Source organism: Ruegeria sp. AL7 (assembly GCF_056536105.1).
Map to the genome: position 1 here is coordinate 2,607,714 of NZ_JBQFJF010000001.1, position 21,290 is coordinate 2,629,003.

Annotated in this window: 19 protein-coding genes and 1 pseudogene; 17 read left to right on the forward strand and 3 right to left on the reverse strand. The window is 58.9% G+C overall.

All coding sequences use genetic code 11. From position 1 onward, the window contains the following. Positions 1 to 4: 4 nt before the first annotated feature. Genes ACR3E2_RS13115 through radC form a run of 5 tightly spaced genes read left to right on the forward strand, consistent with a single transcriptional unit; the run spans position 5 to position 3,858 of the window. On the forward strand, positions 5 to 940 hold the full coding sequence (locus ACR3E2_RS13115; protein WP_480482459.1) for an ABC transporter substrate-binding protein: 936 nt from the start codon (positions 5 to 7) through the stop codon (positions 938 to 940). After that, positions 937 to 1,611, forward strand: coding sequence for a thiaminase II (gene tenA / locus ACR3E2_RS13120; RefSeq protein WP_480482457.1), 675 nt, complete (start codon positions 937 to 939; stop codon positions 1,609 to 1,611). Before ACR3E2_RS13115 ends, tenA begins: the two co-directional genes overlap by 4 nt. Further along, positions 1,608 to 2,336, forward strand: a complete 729-nt coding sequence (locus ACR3E2_RS13125; RefSeq protein ID WP_480482455.1) for an ABC transporter ATP-binding protein — start codon at positions 1,608 to 1,610, stop codon at positions 2,334 to 2,336. The genes tenA and ACR3E2_RS13125 overlap by 4 nt, the downstream gene beginning before the upstream one ends. After that, a complete protein-coding gene (locus tag ACR3E2_RS13130; RefSeq protein WP_480482453.1) occupies positions 2,333 to 3,067 on the forward strand; it encodes an ABC transporter permease in 735 nt (244 codons plus the stop codon). Before ACR3E2_RS13125 ends, ACR3E2_RS13130 begins: the two co-directional genes overlap by 4 nt. A gap of 35 nt (positions 3,068 to 3,102) precedes the next feature. Continuing rightward, complete coding sequence (gene radC / locus ACR3E2_RS13135; protein WP_480482451.1) at positions 3,103 to 3,858, forward strand: RadC family protein; 756 nt, start codon at positions 3,103 to 3,105, stop codon at positions 3,856 to 3,858. Between the two features lie 3 nt (positions 3,859 to 3,861). On the opposite strand, the gene ACR3E2_RS13140 is transcribed toward radC, so the two are convergent. The 3 genes from ACR3E2_RS13140 to secA form a co-directional block, all read right to left on the reverse strand. After that, positions 3,862 to 5,418 carry a phosphate ABC transporter substrate-binding/OmpA family protein gene (locus ACR3E2_RS13140; RefSeq protein ID WP_480482449.1) on the reverse strand — a complete coding sequence of 519 codons (1,557 nt, stop codon included), beginning with the start codon at positions 5,416 to 5,418 and terminating at the stop codon, positions 3,862 to 3,864. Positions 5,419 to 5,442: 24 nt separating this feature from the next. Beyond that, positions 5,443 to 6,360 carry a hypothetical protein gene (locus ACR3E2_RS13145; protein ID WP_480482447.1) on the reverse strand — a complete coding sequence of 306 codons (918 nt, stop codon included), beginning with the start codon at positions 6,358 to 6,360 and terminating at the stop codon, positions 5,443 to 5,445. A 100-nt stretch (positions 6,361 to 6,460) separates the two neighbouring features. After that, complete coding sequence (gene secA / locus ACR3E2_RS13150; protein WP_480482445.1) at positions 6,461 to 9,178, reverse strand: preprotein translocase subunit SecA; 2,718 nt, start codon at positions 9,176 to 9,178, stop codon at positions 6,461 to 6,463. 177 nt (positions 9,179 to 9,355) lie between these two features. Between secA and ACR3E2_RS13155 the strand changes: the two genes are divergently transcribed. The 12 genes and pseudogenes from ACR3E2_RS13155 to ACR3E2_RS13210 all read left to right on the forward strand — a co-directional run bounded on the left by ACR3E2_RS13155 (position 9,356) and on the right by ACR3E2_RS13210 (position 21,252). Continuing rightward, a complete protein-coding gene (locus tag ACR3E2_RS13155) occupies positions 9,356 to 10,204 on the forward strand; it encodes a peptidylprolyl isomerase (RefSeq protein ID WP_480482443.1) in 849 nt (282 codons plus the stop codon). Between the two features lie 5 nt (positions 10,205 to 10,209). Then, a complete protein-coding gene (gene argJ, locus ACR3E2_RS13160) occupies positions 10,210 to 11,436 on the forward strand; it encodes a bifunctional glutamate N-acetyltransferase/amino-acid acetyltransferase ArgJ (protein ID WP_267363934.1) in 1,227 nt (408 codons plus the stop codon). Next, positions 11,433 to 11,831 (forward strand): 8-oxo-dGTP diphosphatase MutT, encoded by a 399-nt coding sequence (gene mutT, locus ACR3E2_RS13165; RefSeq protein ID WP_209506934.1) that lies wholly within the window; start codon positions 11,433 to 11,435, stop codon positions 11,829 to 11,831. The genes argJ and mutT overlap by 4 nt, the downstream gene beginning before the upstream one ends. A 111-nt stretch (positions 11,832 to 11,942) precedes the next feature. Then, positions 11,943 to 12,215, forward strand: a pseudogene (locus ACR3E2_RS13170) (DUF6869 domain-containing protein); the annotation flags it as partial. Between the two features lie 251 nt (positions 12,216 to 12,466). Beyond that, positions 12,467 to 14,458, forward strand: a complete 1,992-nt coding sequence (locus ACR3E2_RS13175) for an AMP-binding protein (protein ID WP_480492782.1) — start codon at positions 12,467 to 12,469, stop codon at positions 14,456 to 14,458. 78 nt (positions 14,459 to 14,536) lie between these two features. After that, positions 14,537 to 15,355 carry an ABC transporter ATP-binding protein gene (locus tag ACR3E2_RS13180; RefSeq protein ID WP_267363930.1) on the forward strand — a complete coding sequence of 273 codons (819 nt, stop codon included), beginning with the start codon at positions 14,537 to 14,539 and terminating at the stop codon, positions 15,353 to 15,355. 29 nt (positions 15,356 to 15,384) lie between these two features. Continuing rightward, entirely contained in the window at positions 15,385 to 16,371 is a 987-nt protein-coding gene (locus tag ACR3E2_RS13185; protein ID WP_267363929.1) for a branched-chain amino acid ABC transporter permease, read from the forward strand. A gap of 3 nt (positions 16,372 to 16,374) precedes the next feature. Beyond that, positions 16,375 to 16,632, forward strand: coding sequence for a hypothetical protein (locus tag ACR3E2_RS13190; protein ID WP_209506939.1), 258 nt, complete (start codon positions 16,375 to 16,377; stop codon positions 16,630 to 16,632). A 3-nt stretch (positions 16,633 to 16,635) separates the two neighbouring features. Further along, positions 16,636 to 17,712 (forward strand): branched-chain amino acid ABC transporter permease, encoded by a 1,077-nt coding sequence (locus ACR3E2_RS13195; protein WP_480482437.1) that lies wholly within the window; start codon positions 16,636 to 16,638, stop codon positions 17,710 to 17,712. A 74-nt stretch (positions 17,713 to 17,786) separates the two neighbouring features. Beyond that, positions 17,787 to 19,070: an ABC transporter substrate-binding protein gene (locus ACR3E2_RS13200; RefSeq protein WP_267363927.1), complete on the forward strand. Its 1,284-nt coding sequence runs from the start codon at positions 17,787 to 17,789 to the stop codon at positions 19,068 to 19,070. A 111-nt stretch (positions 19,071 to 19,181) separates the two neighbouring features. Then, the gene (locus ACR3E2_RS13205) at positions 19,182 to 20,015 is read left to right on the forward strand and encodes an ABC transporter ATP-binding protein (RefSeq protein WP_480482435.1); all 834 of its coding nucleotides are present in this window, start codon (positions 19,182 to 19,184) and stop codon (positions 20,013 to 20,015) included. 19 nt (positions 20,016 to 20,034) lie between these two features. Then, complete coding sequence (locus tag ACR3E2_RS13210) at positions 20,035 to 21,252, forward strand: phenylacetate--CoA ligase family protein (protein ID WP_480482433.1); 1,218 nt, start codon at positions 20,035 to 20,037, stop codon at positions 21,250 to 21,252. The last annotated feature ends 38 nt before the right edge of the window (positions 21,253 to 21,290 follow it).

Sequence of the window (21,290 nt, forward strand, 5' to 3'; positions counted from 1 at the left end):
AGATATGAAAAAGCTGATGACAGCCTTTGCCCTTCTGGCCGCCGCGCCAGCCTGGGCCGAAGACAAGATGACCGTCCTGCTGGACTGGTTTATCAACCCCGACCATGGGCCCATCATCGTGGCGCAGGAAAACGGCTACTTTGCCGAGCAGGGGTTGCAGGTCGAAGTCGTTGCCCCCGCCGACCCATCCGCACCGCCACGTCTGGTGGCCGCTGGTCAAGCGGATTTGGCAGTATCCTATCAGCCGCAACTGCATTTGCAGATTCACGAAGGGCTGCCGCTGAAACGGGTCGGCACGCTGGTCGCAACGCCCCTGAACTGCCTGCTGGTTCTGAAGGACGGCCCGATCAAATCGCCCGCTGACCTCAAGGGAAAGAAAATCGGCTTTTCCGTCGCCGGTGTGGAAGAGGCCATCCTCAGCACCGTGCTTGGCAAATACGACGTCGCGCTGGATGATGTTGAGATGATCAACGTGAATTTCTCGCTCTCGCCCTCGCTGATGACCGGTCAGGTGGATGCGGTGATCGGCGCCTATCGCAACTTCGAGCTGAACCAGATGGATATCGAAGGCCGCCCCGGCACCTGTTTCTATATCGAGGAAGAGGGCGTGCCGTCTTATGACGAACTGATCTATGTCGCCAACCCTGATACGATGGACAAAGACAAGATCGCCCGTTTCCTGGCCGCGACCGAAAAAGCGACTCAGTACATCGTCAACAACCCGAAAAAAGGCTGGGAGGTCTTCTCGGCCACCTCACCCGAGTTGCAGGACGAGCTGAACGCGCGGGCATGGGTCGACACGCTGCCGCGCTTTGCCCTGCGTCCCGCCGGGTTTGACGCTGGCCGATATGCCCGGTTCGAAGCATTCCTGAACGACAGCGGCATGATCGACACTGTCCTGCCCGTCAGCGACATTGCCATCGACGTCACCGCGCAATGAGCGATTATGGCAAAGCCTTTGCGCTGATGCGCGATGCGGCGCAGGGGCCGTGGCGGGACTACACCCGCCACGCTTTTGTCGAAGCCCTGAAAGACGGCACCCTGCCACGTCCGGCGTTCCTGCACTATTTGCGTCAGGATTACGTGTTCCTGATCCACTTCTCGCGCGCCTGGGCGCTGGCCGTGGTGAAATCGGAAACACATGCTGAAATGCTGGCGGCGTCGCGTACCGTGAACGGCCTGATCAGCGAAGAGATGAAGCTGCATATCGGCATTTGCGAAGCAGAAGGCATTTCGCAGTCCGATCTGTTTGCAACGCCGGAACGGCCCGAGAATCTGGCCTATACCCGCTTTGTTCTCGAGGCGGGCTATAGCGGCGATCTGCTAGATCTTCTGGCAGCACTTGTACCGTGCGTCATGGGATATGGTGAGATTGGCACCCGCCTGTCTGCAGAGGCAACATCCACATCCTATCGTGGCTGGATCGATACTTACGCGGATGAAGGCTATCAAAACGCCTGCGCGGCCGTGGGCGAATTGCTGGATTCGGCTCTAACACGAAGGATTGGGGCGGATTTCCAATCTTCGCCCCGCTGGGATCGTCTGTGCCGGACGTTCCGTACAGCGACGGAATTGGAGGTCAATTTCTGGCAGATGGGTCTGACCCCATGACCCCGGCACCCGATCTGACCATCAGCGGCACAGCCACGATCGACGGCACGACTCTGTTCGCGCCGCTGACCCTGACGCTTGCCGCCAGGGCGTGGACCTGTCTGCTGGGTGGATCGGGTGTCGGAAAAACCACGGTCTTGCGGCTGATAGCGGGGCTGGAAACCGGGGCTGAATTCTCGGGCCGGATCACCGCCAGCGATGGCCAGCCGGTTTCGGACCGGGTTGCCTATATGGCGCAGGACGACCTGTTGCTGCCTTGGGCGAGTGTTGCGCAAAACGTCTCGTTGGGCGCGCGGCTGCGGGGCGAGAAAGTTGACGTTGACCGGCGCGACCGCCTGATCGAACGGATGCGATTGCAGGACCATATGACCAAGAAACCGCCCGAGCTTTCGGGTGGGCAGCGTCAGCGCGTGGCACTGGCTCGCACCCTGATGGAAGACCGGCCGATCGTGTTGCTGGACGAACCCTTTTCCGCCCTCGATGCCCGAACCCGTGCCGATATGCAGGATCTGGCCGCCGAGGCGCTAAAAGGCCGCACTGTCCTTCTGGTGACCCACGATCCGGGCGAGGCCGCGCGTCTGGGGCAATCCATCGTCGTCATGACACAGCACGGGCTAACGCCGTGCGACCCGCCGGTTGCTCCAGCCCCGCGCAGCGTGGATGATCTGCAGACGCTGGAAACACAAGGCGCGCTTTTGCGGCTGCTGCGAGGGGGCGGGGTATGAAGTCCCTCTCTGTTCTGGCAGCAACCCTGTTTGCCCTTGCCATCTGGCAGGGAATCGTGACCCTGACCGGATTGCCAAAATTCATCCTGCCCGGTCCCGCAGTGGTTGCCGAGACCTGGTGGCAGAACCGCTGGCTGATTGCAGAACACACCTGGATCACAGCCATCGAGGTCATTATCGGCCTTGCCTGCGGCACGCTGCTGGGCGTTTTCACCGCATTGCAGCTGGCCAATTCCCGCGCCGCACGGGTTCTGGTACAGCCAATGCTGGTGTTCACTCAGGCCCTGCCGGTCTTTGCACTGGCCCCGTTGCTGACGCTATGGCTGGGTTATGGCCTGTTGTCCAAGGTCGCGATGGCGGTGCTGATCATCTATTTCCCGATCACGTCGTCCTTTTTTGACGGTTTGATGCGGACACCGCAGGGGTATCTGGACCTTGCGCGCACGATGCAGGCGGGCAAGCGCGCTGTGTTGTGGCACATCCGTATCCCTGCGGCGTTGCCGTCTTTGGCCTCGGGGATGCGGCTTGCGGCGGTGTATGCGCCGATCGGTGCCGTGATCGGTGAATGGGTCGGTTCATCGCAAGGTCTGGGATATCTGATGCTGCTGGCCAATGGCCGCGCCAAGACGGACCTGATGTTTGCAGCGATGCTGACTCTGGGCGTATTTTCGATCCTTCTGCACATGATTGTCCGCCGCGCCACCGCGCATATGGCAGGAGAGGTGCGTTAACCTTTCGGAAAGTGATTCTGCGACAGGGTAAACGCATGACACAGGACGCCTTTGCCGAAGCCACCATGCTGTTTGATACGGACGAAGCGCCAGCGCAGCCGCTGCCGAATGGTCGGTTACCCTCCTACATCAAAGACCATCGCAAGCGGCTGCGCGAACGGTTCATGGCGGGCGGATCCGCAGCGATCCCGGATTATGAGTTGCTGGAACTGGTTTTGTTCCGGTCCATCCCTCGGCAGGATGTGAAACCATTGGCGCGGGCATTGATGAATGCCTTTGGCGATTTCAACCGTGTGTTGACAGCACCCGAAGAACGGCTGCGGCAGATCAAGGGCGTTGGTGATACGGTCATCACCGATCTGAAAATCCTCGAAGCCTGCGCGCATCGGATGGCACGGGCGCGGGTGATGCAACGACACGTAATATCCAGCTGGGACGCGCTGCTGGATTATTGCCACACGACAATGGCGCATCGCGAGACCGAGCAATTTCGCGTTTTCTATCTGGATCGCAAGAACGTCCTGATCGCGGATGAGGAACAGGCCAAAGGCACCGTGGATCACGTGCCGGTCTATCCGCGCGAAGTGGCGAAACGGGCGTTGGAACTGAATGCCTCGGCCTTGATATTGGTGCACAACCATCCTTCGGGCGACCCAACGCCGTCACAGTCAGACATCGATATGACCAACCGCATTCAGGATGCCTGTTCCGCCCTGGGGCTGATTCTGCATGACCACCTGATCATCGGCAAATCGACCGAGCTCAGCTTTCGTTCCGAAGGGTATCTCTAGCGGCTACTGCACCCAAATCTCGACCCGGCGGTTGACCTTGCGGCCCCATTCGGTGTCATCGCAGGCCATGGGCATCGCTTCACCAAATCCTTCGGCGGTGACCGTGATACTATCAGGGATCGGGGCTTCAAGCGCGGCGATAACCGCGTTTCGCACGGTTTGCGCGCGCCGCAGGGCGATGCGGGCATTTGAAACGGCACCCCCGTCCCCATCGCTGAAGCCTGCAAACACCACCTTGCGTGCCTGCAACGTACCCGCGTCCAGCATTTGCGCCAGTTGCTGAATATTGGCGCGTGACTGCGCGTCCGGACGGGACGATCCGGGCTCGAACCGGACCGACAGGGACAGGCGCGACAGCGGGCGCAAGGTCTCGATCATGCGCTGCAATTCCTCCAGTCCGACCTCAGTTCCGCCGGTGACGACCGCATTGGCAAGCCGGTCCCCCTGCACGCCAACCGGCAGGGTTTCAGCAGATTGATCCACATATCCTGCGTCACGTATCGCCACCTGTGCCTCGGGGCTTTGGCTATAGGCCAGAAACTGTCGCGCAATCCGGGGCAGGCGGCGTTCCGGCAGATACAGGAACATGGGCATATTCAGCGGGTAATCTTCGGTCTTGATTGACTGGCGGGTCGCGGCCAGAGGATGCCCGCACCCGCCAGTCAAAGGCACAGCGCGGGTGCCATGGGCCGATGCCTTGCTGGCGATACCGATGGAAAACGGATCCTTAGCCACAGCCGCGGTCAGGTCATGTATGCGATTGTGGCGGATCGCCGTATCGGTCAGCACCACACCGGCGGTTTTCAGAACCTGATCCTCGACCGCCTGCGCCAGACCCGACCCGGCCTCTGGCACATGCAGTGCAATAGGGGCATCCGGCCCACCCAGCTGCGCCCAGTTGCTGACCTCGCCGGACAGAATGCGGGCCAGATCCGCCAGCGAAACCTGTCGCATCACGCTGTCGGGGGCCACGACCGGGACCATGGCATCCAGTGCAATGACCCGTGATCGCCGCGAGCGTTTCAGATCACCCAACCCCGCAGCTTCGGCAGCCTCCCGCTCGGCCTCGCGCATCTCGCGCAGGGCCATCACGATATCCGCCCGGTCTGCGATCAGGTCGCTGAACCCGCGATCCGTGGTGCCCACGTCAAAGAATAACCGCGCAAGCGGCGCCGACCGGCCTGCCTGATGCAACTCGTAAACAAAGGTGTCCTCATCCACGCGGGCGGGGGTCGCGGTCAGGTCTTCCTGACGGGCAAAGCCGATGATCAGGGCGGGCAGCACCGTTTCGGCCATCACCGATGATCCGGAAAACTGCACCTCGGCGACGAAATCGATCAGGTTGGGGCAGGCGGGTCCCTCGCATGTGACGCCCGAACCATCCACGGTCAACGTCCCGAATTGCGTATCGACGCGATAAAACTCACCGTCAAAGCTCAGCAGATTGCCTGTCACTTCGACCTTGCCATCATGCGAGGTCAACGTGATGTCCTGCCCAAAAGCACCGGTCGCCACCGTCACGGAAAACAGCGCAGCCACCGCCACACGGAAAAATGTCATAAGAGGTTCAAGCCTGCCTGCGGATTACTTTGCCGCGATTGTCAGGTCTGAGAGCAGATTATTCAACACCAGAAACTCGCCCGAGCGCGAACAATCCGGCAAGGTCACAGACATGTCGCGCGACCGCAGGCGGCGGTCCGACAACAGCTCCAGCGACTGCACGTTCAGCGTGTGGCCGCAATTTGCATCGGTCACTTCGGCCTCGACAGTCAGGTCAATCGTGCCCGACTGATCCGAAGTGCTGGCCGGGAAAGAATACACTTCGATATTCTGAGTAATCCCGGAATCGGATTGACCCAAGCGCATAACCTTACCGGCGCCTTCGGCAGATGCGTCATCCCAGACATGGCCATCCGCGCCATAGCTGGCGCCAAATTCCAGCGCGTGAATCTGCAACTCGGTATCACCCTGCCATTGCAGGACAACACGATCAAAACCGGCGATTTCGGGGACGTGAGTGGTGGCGACGGTGCCTGTTTCATCTTCGAAGGAAAACAGGAAAATCGCATATTCCGAAAGGGCCGGGATCGCCATATCCAGCGCGCCGCTAGCGTCAGTCATCTGGCTAACAGTGAGGCCGCTATGGTGAATTTCAATCTGTTCATTCTTGTGGCACGGCGCTTTCAGCGACAGGTGCGCCAAGGCACCGGGCGCTGCGGTCGCGTGCGCGCTGATCCTGCAACTCGATGTTCTGGGGACAGCGGGCACAGCGCGGGGTGCCGGTGTGACATTGACCGGATCGGCATCTGATACGGTAGCCGACGTCAGCACGATACTGTCCAGCCCCGACAGAATCGAAGACTGATCGGCAACGGAGGCCACATCAACACCGCCCTGCGCGCGGTTCTGCTGCGCAGCCGGTCCGTTTTGCATCAGATAGCCTATGCCCAAGGCACAAGCGACCGTTCCGCACATGGTTACGTAGTTGCGAACTACAAACAAGACACCCTCCCCAGTTGAAGGAGCAGCTTGCACTCTCGCCACCAATCGCGGCCAATTTGTGGCCGCGAGACGGACTCATTGTGATGAAAGGGTGTTAACGTCAGGTCAATCTGCCGTGGCAGTGTTTGAACTTCTTTCCGGATCCGCAGGGGCACAGGTCGTTTCGCGACGGGTTACCCCAGGTTGACGGATCGCTCTCATCAAACCCCGGCAGGGCATCGCCTGACGCCGCCGCTTCGGCCTTGGCCTCGGCCTGGCTTGCAGCCTTATCCACGGCCTGTTGTGCCTGCGCCTGTTGCGCCGCCATCTGCGCCAGCATTTCCCTCTGCTCTTCTTCGGTCAGTGGACGCACGCGCGACAATTGCTGTGTAACGGTTTCCCGCAAACCGTCCAGCATGGATTCGAACAGCTGGAAGCTTTCGTTTTTGTATTCGTTCAGCGGATCGCGCTGGGCATAGCCGCGGAAACCCACGACCGAGCGCAGATGTTCCAGCGTCAGCAGATGCTCGCGCCATTTGCTGTCGATGGTCTGCAACAGCACCTGCTTTTCGATGTTGCGCATGTTTTCGGGACCAAAGGCAACCGCCTTCTGGGCCATCATCTCATCTGCGGCCTTGATCAGGCGCTCGCGCACCTGCTCGTCATCCACGCCTTCTTCGGCAGCCCAGTCCTGAACCGGTGCATCGATGGTCAGCTTGTCCTTGATCGCCGCATGCAGACCGTCGGTATCCCACTGATCCGCATAGGATTTCGGCGGCATGTATTCGTCAATCAGATCGTCGATCACCTGCTCGCGCATATCCGAGACGATCTCGGACAGGTCATTGGCCGACATGATCTCGCGGCGCTGGCTAAAGATCACCTTGCGCTGATCGTTCATCACGTCATCGAATTTCAGAACGTTCTTGCGCATGTCGAAGTTGCGGCCCTCGACCTTGGACTGCGCGCGTTCCAGCGACTTGTTCACCCACGGGTGAATGATCGCCTCGCCTTCTTTCATGCCCAGCGTGGTCAGCACCTTGTCCAGCCGTTCCGAGCCAAAGATGCGCATCAGGTCGTCTTCAAGGCTCAGGTAGAACACGGTACGGCCCGGATCGCCCTGACGGCCCGAACGGCCGCGCAGCTGGTTGTCGATGCGGCGGCTTTCATGGCGTTCGGACGCCATCACATAAAGGCCCCCTGCGGCCAGAACCTTTTCTTTTTCTTCCGCGTGGCGCGCCTCTTCTGCGGCGCGCAGCTCCGACGGATCGGCCTCGGGGTTGTCCGCCATCGCTTGCAGCACCTTCATCTCGACATTGCCGCCCAGCTGAATGTCGGTGCCGCGACCGGCCATGTTGGTGGCGATGGTCACCGCGCCCAGACGGCCGGCATCGGCGACGATCTGCGCCTCCTGCTCGTGCTGGCGGGCGTTCAGAACGTTATGGGCGATGCCTTCCTTGGTCAGCATCTGGCTCAGCAGTTCCGATTTCTCGATCGAGGTCGTCCCCAGCAGAACCGGCTGGCCCTTTTCCTGCGCCAATTTGGTCTCTTCGATCATCGCGCCATATTTTTCCATGGCGGTGCGATAGACCTGATCATCCTCGTCCACACGGGCAATCGGCTTGTTGGTCGGAACCTCAACCACGCCCAGGCCGTAAATCTCGGCAAATTCCTCTGCTTCGGTCAGGGCGGTCCCGGTCATGCCGCCCAGCTTGTCGTAAAGGCGGAAATAGTTCTGGAAGGTCACACTGGCCAGCGTCACGTTCTCAGGCTGAATCTGCACGTTTTCCTTGGCTTCGATGGCCTGATGCAGGCCCTCGGACAAGCGGCGGCCCGGCATCATGCGGCCCGTGAATTCGTCGATCAGAACAACATTGCCGTCGCGCACGATGTAATCCTTGTCGCGCTGGAACAGCTTGTGCGCGCGCAGACCCTGATTCACGTGATGCACCACGGTCGTGCTTTCCGGGTCATACAGCGAATGGCCTTCAGGAATCAGGCCGGCAGCCAACAGCTGCTGCTCCAGAAACTCGTTGCCCTCATCCGTGAAGGTCACGTTGCGGGCCTTTTCGTCCAACGTGTAGTGTTCGTCGGTCAGACTCGGGATCAGCGCATCGATGGCGGTATACAGGTCCGAGCGGTCCTGTGCCGGACCCGAGATGATCAGCGGCGTCCGCGCCTCGTCGATCAGGATCGAATCGACCTCGTCCACAATCGCGAAATTGTGGTGCTTCTGGTAAACCTGCTCCAGATCGGCCTTCATGTTGTCGCGCAGATAGTCAAAACCCAGCTCGTTGTTGGTGGCATAGGTGATGTCGCAGGAATAGGCGGCCAGTTTTTCCGCGTCAGGCTGGCCCGACCAGATCACGCCTGTGGTCATGCCTACGGCAGCAAACACCTTGCCCATCCATTCCGCGTCGCGCTTGGCCAGGTATTCGTTCACCGTGACCACATGCACGCCCTTGCCGGTCAGCGCGTTCAGATAGGCAGGGAGGGTCGCGACCAGTGTCTTGCCCTCACCCGTCTTCATTTCCGAGATGTTACCCTGATGCAGGAAAACACCGCCCATCAGCTGCACGTCAAAGGCGCGCAGCCCCAGCGCGCGGCGGGCGCCTTCGCGCACGTTGGCAAAGGCTTCGGGCAGCAGATCGTCAAGGCTTTCGCCATCCAGCGCGCGTTTGCGCAGGTCTTCTGTCTTGTCGATCAGGCCCTGATCGGACAGTTTCTCGAACTCGGGTTCCAGCGCGTTGATCTTTTCGATCAGGGGGCGGGTCGCCTTGATCTTGCGGTCGTTCGGTGTTCCGAACACCTTTTTGGCGAGCGTTCCGAGTCCCAGCATGTTCACTCCAGCGGATCTGTTCTTGTCTTGGTTTTTGACAGGCTTGCCCACCTTGCGCGCAACCCATAGATACGGGGGGTGAAAGGCGGCCCTGTCCAAGGCTTCAAAGCGATGTAAGCGGCAGGTTCCAGAGTGTCAACGCTGCGCCCTGCCGCGGCAAGGAAATAGGATGATTCAATGCCCAAAGGCCTCACTTTTCTGCCATCGCTGGCTCTGACCGCCATGATGGCCTTGCCGCTGGCCGCCGAAACCCAGCCGGATGCATCCACCGTGGTGGCGCGTGTGAACGGGGATGAGATCACTTTGGGTCACGTGATCGCAACCGTTGCCGCCCTGCCGCCGCAATACCAGCAAGCCGAAGATGATGTATTGTACGACTTCGTGCTGGAACAGCTGATCCAGCAGCAATTGCTGGGGCAACAGCAGGACGGGCTGAACAAACTGAACACGCTGCGGCTGAAAAATGAAGAACGCTCTCTTCTGGCGGTTCAGACCGTCACAGCCCTGACCGATACCGTTGTCACGGACGAGGCCATTCAGGCAGCCTACGACGCGCAGTACAACGATTTCGCGGGTGAAGACGAATTCGATGCCAGCCACATTCTGGTCGAGACCGAAGAACAGGCCAACGACCTCAAGGCGCAGCTTGATGACGGCGCCGATTTCGCCGAGCTCGCGCGCGCGCACTCCACCGGCCCGTCCGGCCCCAATGGCGGTGCTCTGGGCTGGTTCGGCAAGGGCCAGATGGTACCGGAATTCGAAACAGCCGTGGTCGCGCTCGAAAAAGGGCAGGTGTCCGATCCGGTTCAGACGCAGTTCGGCTGGCATGTGGTCAAGCTGAACGACAAGCGCAAAACCGAAGCGCCCGCGCTGGACGCCGTGCGCGAAGAGCTTGCGCAAACTGTTCAGCAGGACGCCATTCAGGCGCGCATCGATGAACTGACACAGCAGGCCCAGATCGACCGCCCCGCTCTGGAAGGTGCCGGACCCGAAGTCCTGCGCCAGCTGGACCTGATTCAGGAGTAATCCCCGTGGCCAAGATCACCAAGGTTTCGCCGCTGGCGCCAGCGTCCTTCCCTGATTTGCCTGCAATTGACGGTGTGCGGTTCGCCACCGTCGCGGCGGGCGTGCGATATCAGGGCCGCACCGATGTCATGCTGGCCGTGCTGGACCCGGGCACATCTGTGGCCGGGGTCTTTACCCGTTCAGCCACGCGTGCCGCCCCGGTTCTGGATTGTCAGGACAAGATCGGCGGGCCCAGCGATGGCCCGGCGGCGATCCTGGTGAACTCGGGCAATGCCAATGCCTTTACCGGGCATTATGGTCAGACCTCGGTGGCCGAGGTGACGCAGGCCGTCTCGAAGGCGACAGGTGTTCCGGTCGAGCGGGTCTTTACCTCCTCAACCGGCGTGATTGGTGAACCGCTGGCGCATGACCGCATCATTGCCAAGCTTGAAACGCTGAAGGCGGGTCTCAGCCGTCACGCGATCGAAGACGCCGCACGCGCGATCATGACCACGGACACCTTCCCGAAAGGGGCCGTGGCGCAGGTCGAAATTGATGGCAAAACAGTCTCTATTGCGGGGATTTCTAAGGGTTCCGGCATGATTGCGCCCGATATGGCGACCATGCTGGTCTATATCTTTACCGACGCCCGGGTCGAACAATCGGCGTTGCAGGCGATGCTGGGTGCGCAGACAGACCGGACGTTCAACTGCATCACCGTGGACAGCGATACATCCACCTCGGACAGCCTGCTGCTGTGCGCCACCGGCGCTTCGGGTGTGGACGCCACCGGCAATGCGGCCTTCGCCGAGGCGCTGGAAGCTGTGATGCTGGATCTGGCCCAGCAAGTGGTGCGCGATGGCGAAGGTGCCACGAAATTCGTCGAGATCCGCGTGACAGGGGCCGCAACAGACGCTGACGCCAAGATCCATGGCCTTGCCATCGCCAACTCTCCGCTGGTCAAAACCGCCATCGCGGGCGAAGATCCGAACTGGGGCCGTATCGTCATGGCCATCGGTAAATCCGGTGCCGCGGCGGATCGCGACCTGCTGAGCATTTCGTTCGGCGACATCCTTGTGGCCGAAAAAGGCTGGGTCAGCCCCGATTACAGCGAAGACGCAGCCGCCGCTTATATGAAAGGTCAGGATCTGGTCATCGCCGTTGATCTGGGTCTGGGCGCGGGCAAATCCACCGTCTGGACCTGCGATCTGACCCACGGATATATCGAGATCAACGCGGATTACCGCTCGTGAAAACCGTGTTGGTTTCAGCTGTCGCCCTGATCGACATCGAGGGCCGGGTGCTGGTGGCCCAACGCCCCGAGGGTAAATCCATGGCCGGTCTTTGGGAGTTTCCCGGCGGCAAGATCGAACCCGGCGAAACCCCCGAGGCCGCCCTGATCCGCGAATTGCACGAGGAGCTGGGCATCGATACCTGGGCCTCGTGCCTCGCCCCCCTGACCTTTGCCAGCCACAGCTATGACGATTTCCACCTGCTCATGCCGCTGTTCGCCTGCCGCAAATGGCAGGGTATCCCGCAGTCGAAAGAGGGGCAGGCGCTGAAATGGGTCCGCGCAAATGACCTGCGCAATTACCCCATGCCCGCAGCGGATGTGCCATTGATTCCTATTCTAAGGGATTGGTTGTAGTGAGGGAAACGTAATATGGGCAGCGGTGCGCTGATTAGAAAATTCGTTTCGTCTTGGTTAAGTTTTTAAAGAAACCCGGCAGGCAGTCAGCGTTGGCTCGAAAGCGAATGGGTTGTTGATGCCCGTATTAGTTGGGCACATGAAAAACCGCATGTTCTTTGGAGCGCAATTTGCGATTTATCAAAGAAGGAGCTGAGCGAATGGGAAATTGGAATGCTTGGTTCCGGGCCTTTAGAGGATCTGTTGAATGAGCACTATACAGAGTTCTCCAGAGTGGTTTTTAAAGAAGCTCTAACCAATAAAACTTTGGTCGCGGCATTGTCATGTGTTTGCCCTCCAGATGATTTCCAGCACGAGTTTGAAATCGCTTGTGAGAAGCTCTAGCTAGAAAGATCTTTAATTATCGAGGACTCCGATGCTGCGAGTATCGGGTCAGGTGGTTCGAATTTTCCGACGCAAGGCGATCTGTACAATTTGTACAAAACGTAACATCACCCCTCTGCACCTGTTACAATTCGTAAGAATTGAGAAAACATCAGGAAAAAGTTGACGCTGATCGTGCGGGTGTCCCAAATCGGGGCACTGGCATCCGGGGGCTTTCCCGGATCCGCCATTTCCGGCTTTGAGGAGGCCGGATGGGGAGGAGAAAAAGATTGGCTCAGACGCAGTCGGGCGCCGAAGGGTTGCACTCCCTTCCGGCGCTTCTACACCGCAACGCGACCCAGTTCGGGGATGCCCCGGCCTATCGGGAAAAAGAATTTGGGATCTGGCAATGCTGGACCTGGGCTGAAGCGGCCAAGGAAATTCGCGCGCTCGCCCTTGGATTTCTTGAAATTGGCGTTGAGCGCGGTGACCACATTGCCGTGATCGGACGCAACCGGCCAGCGCATTACTGGACCATGGTCGCGGCACAGATGGTCGGTGCAGTTCCGGTGCCTCTGTATCAGGACGCAGTCGCCGAAGAGATGACCTATGTGATGGAGCATTGCGGCGCGAAATATGTCGTCTGCGGTGATCAGGAACAGGTCGACAAGGTCATCGAGATTCAGGAAAAAGTGCACCAGATCAAGCACATCCTCTATACCGACAAGCGGGGGATGCGGAAATACGACCACAGCCAGATGAACGCGCTGGAAGACCTCATGGCCGAAGGTCAGGCAGGACATCAGCGGTTTGATGCAGAGCTGGACAAGCGCATCTCTGAGATCACCTATAACGACACCTGCGTCATGCTCTATACCTCGGGCACAACGGGCAAGCCCAAGGGGGTGGTTCTGTCGAACCGCAATGTGATCGAAAGCGCCAAGAATTCAGCGATCTTCGACCATTTGACCCGCGATGAAGATATCCTTTCCTATCTTCCGATGGCATGGGTCGGGGATTTCATCTTTTCCATCGGTCAGGCCTATTGGTGTGGGTTCTGCGTGAACTGCCCGGAAAGCGCCGACACGATGATGACCGATCTGCGCGAAATCGGGCCGACCTATTTCTTCGCCCCACCGCGCGTGTTTGAAAGCCAGCTGACCAATGTAATGATCCGGATGGAGGATGCGAGCAAGCTGAAGCAGCGCATGTTCCATCACTTCATGGCGCATGCCAAAAAGGTGGGTGGCAAGTTGCTGGATGGCAAACCCGTCGGGTTTGGCGACCGGATGAAATACGCGCTGGGTAACCTGCTGGTCTACGGGCCGCTCAAGGATACGCTGGGCTATGGCCGGTTCCGGGTTGGTTATACAGCGGGTGAAGCGATCGGACCGGAAATCTTTGATTTCTATAGATCTTTGGGCATCAACCTGAAACAGCTTTATGGCCAGACCGAAGCAACCGTTTTCATCACGGTGCAGCCGGATGGCGAGGTTCGGGCCGACACGGTTGGCGTGCCCGCGCCGGATGTCGAGATCAGGATCGACGACAAGGGCGAGATCCATTACCGCTCACCCGGCGTGTTTGTCGAATATTACAACAACCCGGATTCCACGGCATCGACCAAAGATGCCGAAGGCTGGGTGGCAACGGGTGATGCCGGGTTCATCGAGGAAAGCAGCGGCCATCTGCGGATCATCGACCGCGCCAAGGACGTGGGCAAAATGGCCGACGGGTCCATGTTTGCGCCGAAATATGTCGAGAACAAGCTGAAATTCTATCCCGATATTCTCGAGGTCGTTCTGTTCGGAAACGGCAAGGACCGCTGCGTGGCCTTTATCAATATCGACCTGACAGCGGTCGGCAACTGGGCGGAACGCAACAACGTGGCCTATGCCTCCTATCAGGAACTGGCAGGCCATCCGCGTGTGTTAGAGACGATCAGGGCGCATGTGGAAGAGGTCAACAAATCGGTAGCAGCTGATGAAATGCTGTCCGGTTGCCAGGTGCATCGCTTTGTCGTTCTGCACAAGGAACTGGACGCTGATGATGGTGAGATGACGCGCACCCGGAAAGTGCGGCGTGGGTTTGTCGAAGAGAAGTTCCACGACATCATTGCGGCGCTTTATGACGGGTCCGAAAGCGTGTCGACCACGACCGAAGTGACCTATGAAGATGGGCGCAAGGGATCGATCAGCGCGACGCTGAAAATCGTGGATGCGCCGGTCGTACCGGTTGCGCAGCACAAGGTGGCAGCGGAATGAGGGCCGCCATTGCACCGCTAGACCTGCGGCCATCGCCACGCCCGCCATCCCGTTTATGCGCAAGTCAGGGAGTGACTGATGCTGGATAACGCAGAAGGATATGTCACCGAAGACGGTCGCAAGATCGGCGGCGTGGTGATGGAAATGAAGAACATCACCCTGCGCTTTGGCGGCGTCGTGGCGATCAAGGACATCTCGTTCGATATTCGCGAAGGCGAAATTCGCGCCATCATCGGGCCGAACGGGGCCGGAAAATCATCCATGCTGAACGTTATCTCGGGGTTCTATGTCCCGCAGGAAGGCGAGGTCTGGTTCCACGGATCAAAACGCCCAGCGATGCGGCCCTTTGAGGTGGCGCAGCAGGGGATCGCGCGGACGTTCCAGAACATCGCCCTGTTCGAAGGGATGAGCGTTTTGGACAACGTCATGACCGGGCGTTTGAATTTCATGCAGACCAACATCTTCCAGCAGGCCTGGTGGAAGGGAAAGGCCGAGGCGGAAGAGGTTGAAAACCGTGAGGCGGTCGAGAAGATCATCGATTTCCTTGAAATCCAGCACATCCGCAAGACGCCCGTTGCGCGCCTGCCTTATGGCCTGAAAAAACGCGTCGAACTGGCCCGCGCACTGGCGGCAGAACCAAAGCTCTTGCTGCTGGATGAACCGATGGCGGGCATGAATGTCGAAGAGAAAGAGGACATGAGCCGCTTTATCCTCGATGTGAATGACGAATTCGGCACCACCATCGCCCTGATCGAACACGATATGGGCGTGGTGATGGACCTGAGCGACCGCGTGGTCGTGATGGATTACGGAAAAAAGATTGGTGACGGTACACCCGACGAGGTGCGCAACAATCAGGAAGTCATCGACGCCTATCTGGGGGTCAGCCATGACTGAGACCAAAGCAGATATCCGGGGAGGCACATATGCCTGAGCAGTTAATCTTTGCCACGGAGGTCATCCTTAACGGTCTGATGGCCGGGGTGCTTTATGCGCTGGTCGCGCTGGGCTTTGTGCTGATCTACAAGGCATCCGGGATTTTCAATTACGCGCAAGGGGTTATGGCCCTGTTTGCGGCGATGACACTGGTCGGGATCATGAACGGGCAGGTGCCTTTCGCGCATTTGATCAACGCGACCTTCGGCACTCATGTCTATAACTTCGGCTGGAACATCCCCGCCCTGCTGGCGATCATCCTGACAATGGGTGTGATGGTTCTGCTGGCCTGGTGTGTGCAGCGCTTTGTCATGCGACATCTGGTTGGGCAGGAGCCGATCATCCTGTTCATGGCCACGATCGGTCTGGCCTATTTCCTTGAAGGTGTGGCCGACCTGATGTGGGGATCCGAGATCAAGACGCTGGATGTGGGTCTGCCGCAGGGCATCAACCTGTGGATCGACGAGGTCACCTTTAACATCTTCGGCTATGGCTTCTTCATCGACAACCTCGACATCGTGGCAACCGTAATTGCGGCGCTTCTGGTGGCGGCGCTGGTGGCCTTCAGCCAGTACACAAAACAGGGCCGGGCCATGCGTGCTGTGGCAGATGACCATCAGGCGGCACTTTCGGTCGGGATCTCGCTCAACTTCATCTGGGTCATGGTCTGGTCGGTGGCCGGGTTCGTGGCGCTGGTCGCGGGGATCATGTGGGGCACCAAATCGGGCGTGCAGTTCTCGCTGTCGCTGATCGCACTCAAGGCGCTGCCGGTGTTGATGCTGGGCGGGTTCACTTCGATCCCCGGTGCCATCGTCGGCGGACTGATCATCGGTGTGGGCGAGAAGCTGTTCGAATTCTCGGTTGGCCCGCTGGTCGGCGGTGCGACCGAGAACTGGTTCGCCTATGTGCTGGCGCTGATCTTCCTGGTGTTTAGACCGCAGGGTCTGTTCGGCGAGAAGATCATCGAGAGGGTGTAACGCATGACCAAGCTGATCGCCATCATCAACGTAATCGCATGGGCGGGGTTCTGGGCCTTTGGCTATATCGCGCTGACCTCGAATGACCTGACTGACAGCCAGTTGACGATTGCCGCGATCCTGGCCTTTGCCGGTCTGATCATGGGTGTTCTGGCCTACCTGAAACTGGTGCGCGCCTCTGAGGCGAGCGGATATGCCAAAGGGTCCAGCCAGCTGGACGCCGCGACCCGAAACCGGGCGCAGGAAGAATGGGGAAAGTAACAGATGTTCTATCGTGAGGCCGGAGATTTCAAAACCTCCTACGTGGATGACAGCCAGACTTTCCCGATCAAGTTCGACCGGTACCGGTACTATGTCGTTCTGGCGGTGGCGTTCGGGATCATTCCGTTCATCATCAACGACTATTGGGCAAACGCCCTGCTGCTGCCCTTTCTGATCTATGCCATCGCGGCGATCGGATTGAACATACTCGTGGGCTATTGCGGGCAGGTCAGCCTTGGTACAGGCGGTTTCATGGCGGTGGGTGCTTATGCCTGCTACAAGTTGATGACCGCATTTCCAGATGTCAGCATGTTCATTCATGTCCTGTTGGCTGGTGGTATCACAGCGATTGTAGGCGTCTTGTTCGGCCTGCCTTCCCTGCGGATCAAGGGGTTCTATCTGGCGGTGGCCACGCTTGCGGCACAGTTCTTTCTGGTCTGGCTCTTCAACCGGGTGCCGTGGTTTTACAACTACTCGGCCTCGGGTCAGATCAACGCGCCCGAGCGTGACGTGTTCGGCATCATCATCTCGGGCCCGAACGCCCCGGCCTGGGCGACCTACCTGTTCTGCCTGATCTTCCTGACCTTCAGCGCGATTATTGCGCGCAACCTGACCCGCGGCACGACCGGGCGGACATGGATGGCGATCCGCGACATGGATATCGCCGCCGAAATCATCGGGGTGAACCCGTTGAAAGCCAAGATAAGCGCTTTCGCTGTCAGCTCGTTCTTTGTGGGCATCGCAGGGGCCTTGTTCTTTGCCGTCTATCTCGGCGCGGTCGAGGTGGGCGAAGCATTCGGCATTCAGAAGTCATTCCTGGTGCTGTTTATGGTGATTATCGGCGGATTAGGCTCGATTTTCGGGTCTTTTGCCGGGGCGGCCTTCCTCGTGCTGCTGCCGGTTCTGCTCAAACTGGTTGGCGTCGATCTTCTGGGTTGGCCGACCGATATCGTTGCCCATCTTCAGCTGGTGATCGTGGGCGCGCTGATCATCATGTTCCTGATCCTGGAACCCCACGGTCTGGCACAGTTGTGGCGCGTTGCGAAAGAGAAACTCAGACTCTGGCCGTTCCCGCACTGAGGGCTGGCCCAATCATAAAGACGGGTGATCAAGCCCGAACTCAATATCGGATCAATCAAGGGAGGAGACACCCGATGAACAAGAAACTGGCAACCGTGGCGCTGAGCGCCCTGATGGCGGCAGGACCTGCGATGGCGGATCTTGTGTTCCCGTCGCTCAGCTATCGAACCGGGCCCTATGCGGCCGGTGGTATTCCATTCGCGGACGGTTACGCCGACTATTTCACTCTTCTGAACGAGCGGGACGGTGGCATTGGCGGTGTACCAGCAAACGTGATCGAATGCGAAACCGGGTATAACACCGAAAAAGGCGTGGAATGCTATGAATCCACCAAAGGTGAAGGCGCGCTGGTGTATCAGCCGCTGTCGACCGGTATCACCTATCAGCTGATCCCCAAAGTGACCGCAGACGGCATTCCTCTGCACACGATGGGGTATGGCCGGACCTCGGCTGCGAACGGCAAAGTGTTCAGCCACGTGTTCAACTATCCGGCCAACTACTGGAACGGTGCGTCCGGTGCGATCAACTATCTGCTGGATGAAAATGGCGGTGACCTGAGCGGCAAGAAGATTGCGCTGGTCTATCACAATTCTGCTTACGGCAAGGAACCGATCCGGACGCTGGAAACTCTGGCTGAAAAGCATGGGTATGAGCTGTCCTTGCTGCCGGTTGATCACCCAGGACAGGAGCAGAAGTCGCAATGGCTGCAAATTCGCCGTGAAAAGCCTGACTATGTCATCATGTGGGGTTGGGGCGTCATGAACCAGGTTGCGGTTCAGGAAGCGGCCAACATCCGTTTCCCGATGGAAAACTTCATTGGTGTCTGGTGGTCTGGCGCGGAATTCGACGTTCAGCCTGCTGGCGAAAAAGCGACCGGTTACAAGGCGCTGACCTTTACCGGCCTTGGCATGGACTATCCGGTCTATGACGACCTGAAAAAGTACGTCGTTGACTCGGGCAAGGCTGCAGGTGCCGGCGATCAGCTGGGTACAGTTCAGTACAACCGTGGTCTTTATGCCGCCATGCTGGCAGCCGAGGCTGTGAAAACGGCGCAGGCGATGCACGGAACCGCTGATATCGACGCGTCGATGATGCGCGACGGCATGGAAGCACTGGAAATGACCAACGCCAAGATGGAAGCGCTTGGCATGTCCGGGTTCGGCCCTGAATTCTCGGTTTCCTGCGAAAACCACGGCGGCCCCGGCCTTGTCGGTGTTGTTCAGTGGGATGCGGCGACTGGTGCCTGGAACCCGGTACAGGACTTCAAACCGACAGATGCCGAAGTTATCGGCGCGTTGATCGAAGAAGATTCCGGTGCCTACGCAACCGAAAACAGCATCTCGCCACGTTGCGAGTAAGGCATGTTGCGCCACGGATGTGATCCGGGGCGTTCAGACAACCGGAGCGGCGGGTCACCTGCCGCTCCTCACGAACAGCCCCGGAACGGGCAGGCATGAGGAAACGCGCTGATGCTGGATGCGGCACAAACCACTGACGTGCAGGCGGAAACCCTGCTTGAGGTCAATAATATCGAGGTGATCTACAACCACGTGATCCTCGTGTTGAAAGGCGTCAGCCTGAGCGTTCCAAAGGGCGGCATCACAGCGTTGCTGGGCGGCAATGGTGCGGGCAAGACAACCACGCTCAAGGCCGTATCGAACCTGCTGCATTCCGAACGCGGAGAAGTCACCAAAGGTTCGATCAAGTATCGCGGCCAGAACGTGCATGAAAGCGATCCGGCCGATCTGGTTGAAAAGGGTGTCATTCAGGTGATGGAAGGCCGCCACTGTTTCGAGCACCTGACCGTCGAAGAAAACTTGCTGACCGGCGCCTACACCCGCAAAGACGGGGCGGCTGCGGTCCAGCGGGATCTTGAGATGGTTTACGCATATTTTCCCCGGCTCAAGGAACGCCGCCGGTCGCAGGCAGGCTATACTTCGGGTGGGGAACAACAGATGGTTGCCATGGGGCGGGCCTTGATGTCGCGGCCCGAGACGATTTTGCTGGACGAACCCTCAATGGGTCTTGCTCCGCAGCTGGTCGAAGAGATTTTCAGTATCGTGAAGGACCTCAACGAAAAAGAGGGCGTGTCCTTTCTGCTGGCAGAGCAGAACACCAACGTCGCCCTGCGCTTTGCACATTACGGTTACATTCTTGAATCCGGGCGTGTCGTGATGGATGGCCCGGCAGCCGACCTGCGCGAAAACCCGGATGTGAAAGAGTTTTACCTGGGCATGTCCGACGAAGGCCGCAAAAGCTTTCGCGATGTGCGGTCCTATCGTCGTCGCAAAAGGTGGCTGTGAGCGGATGGAGGATATGGCTATGACCTATTTCGACGCACTCGAAACACGCTCGGCAGACGAACGCGCCTCGGACCAGGCCAGGGCACTAGTGGAGCAGATCAAACGCGCGATGTCGGCCCCTGGATTTGCGTCGCATCTGTCAGAATCAGACACTAATAAGGTAAAATCAGTTGAAGATTTGCCAACATTGCCGGTTCTGCGGAAATCGGACCTGACCAGAGCACAGGCCAAACGCCCCCCGTTTGGTGGATTTACAGTGAAACCGGCGCGGCATTTCCATCATGTGTTCCAGTCGCCGGGACCGATCTATGAGCCGGGCAGCACTGATCACGACTGGTGGCGCATGGGCCGTTTCCTGAATGCCGCGGGTGTTGGCGCAGGGGACATTGTCCAGAACTGTTTTGGGTATCACCTAACCCCAGCCGGTATGATCTTTGAAAATGGCGCACGGGCTGTCGGCGCGGCTGTTCTGCCCGCAGGAACCGGACAAACCGAGTTGCAGGTGACTGCCGCCCGCGACGTTGGCTGTACGGCCTATGCAGGAACGCCGGATTACCTGAAGGTCATTCTGGACAAAGCCGATGAGATGGGCGTTTCACTGCATTTCTCGAAAGCCGCCGTTGGAGGTGGGGCCTTGTTCCCGTCTCTGCGACAGGAATACGCCGACCGGGGTATCTCGTGCCTGCAATGTTACGCGACAGCGGATCTGGGCAATATTGCTTATGAAAGCGCCGCGATCGACGGGATGATCATCGACGAGCACGTGATTGTCGAGATTGTGACACCTGGAACCGGAACTCCGGTGGCACCGGGTGAGGTGGGTGAGGTCGTGGTGACCTCTCTCAACCCCGATTACCCGCTGATCCGCTTTGCGACAGGCGACCTTTCCGCCGTGATGCCGGGGATTTCCCCCTGCGGTCGCACGAACACCCGGATCAAAGGTTGGATGGGGCGTGCAGATCAGACGACCAAGATCAAAGGTATGTTCGTGCGTCCGGAACAGGTTGCCGCTTTGGTCGACAAGCATGAGGAAATCGTCAAGGCTCGTGTCATCGCCACCCGTCAGGGCGAGATGGATTCGATGACTGTCCAGATCGAAAGCACAGGCGGGGATGATACGGCATATGCCAGATCGGTGGCCGAAGTGCTGAAACTGAAAGGCGCAATCGAAGTCGTCGCCCCCGGCTCGCTGCCCAAAGACGGGTTGGTGATCGAGGATCAGCGCGTCTACGAATAGTGGTGAATAACAGGTCTGCGGCAGTTTGTGCCGCAGAT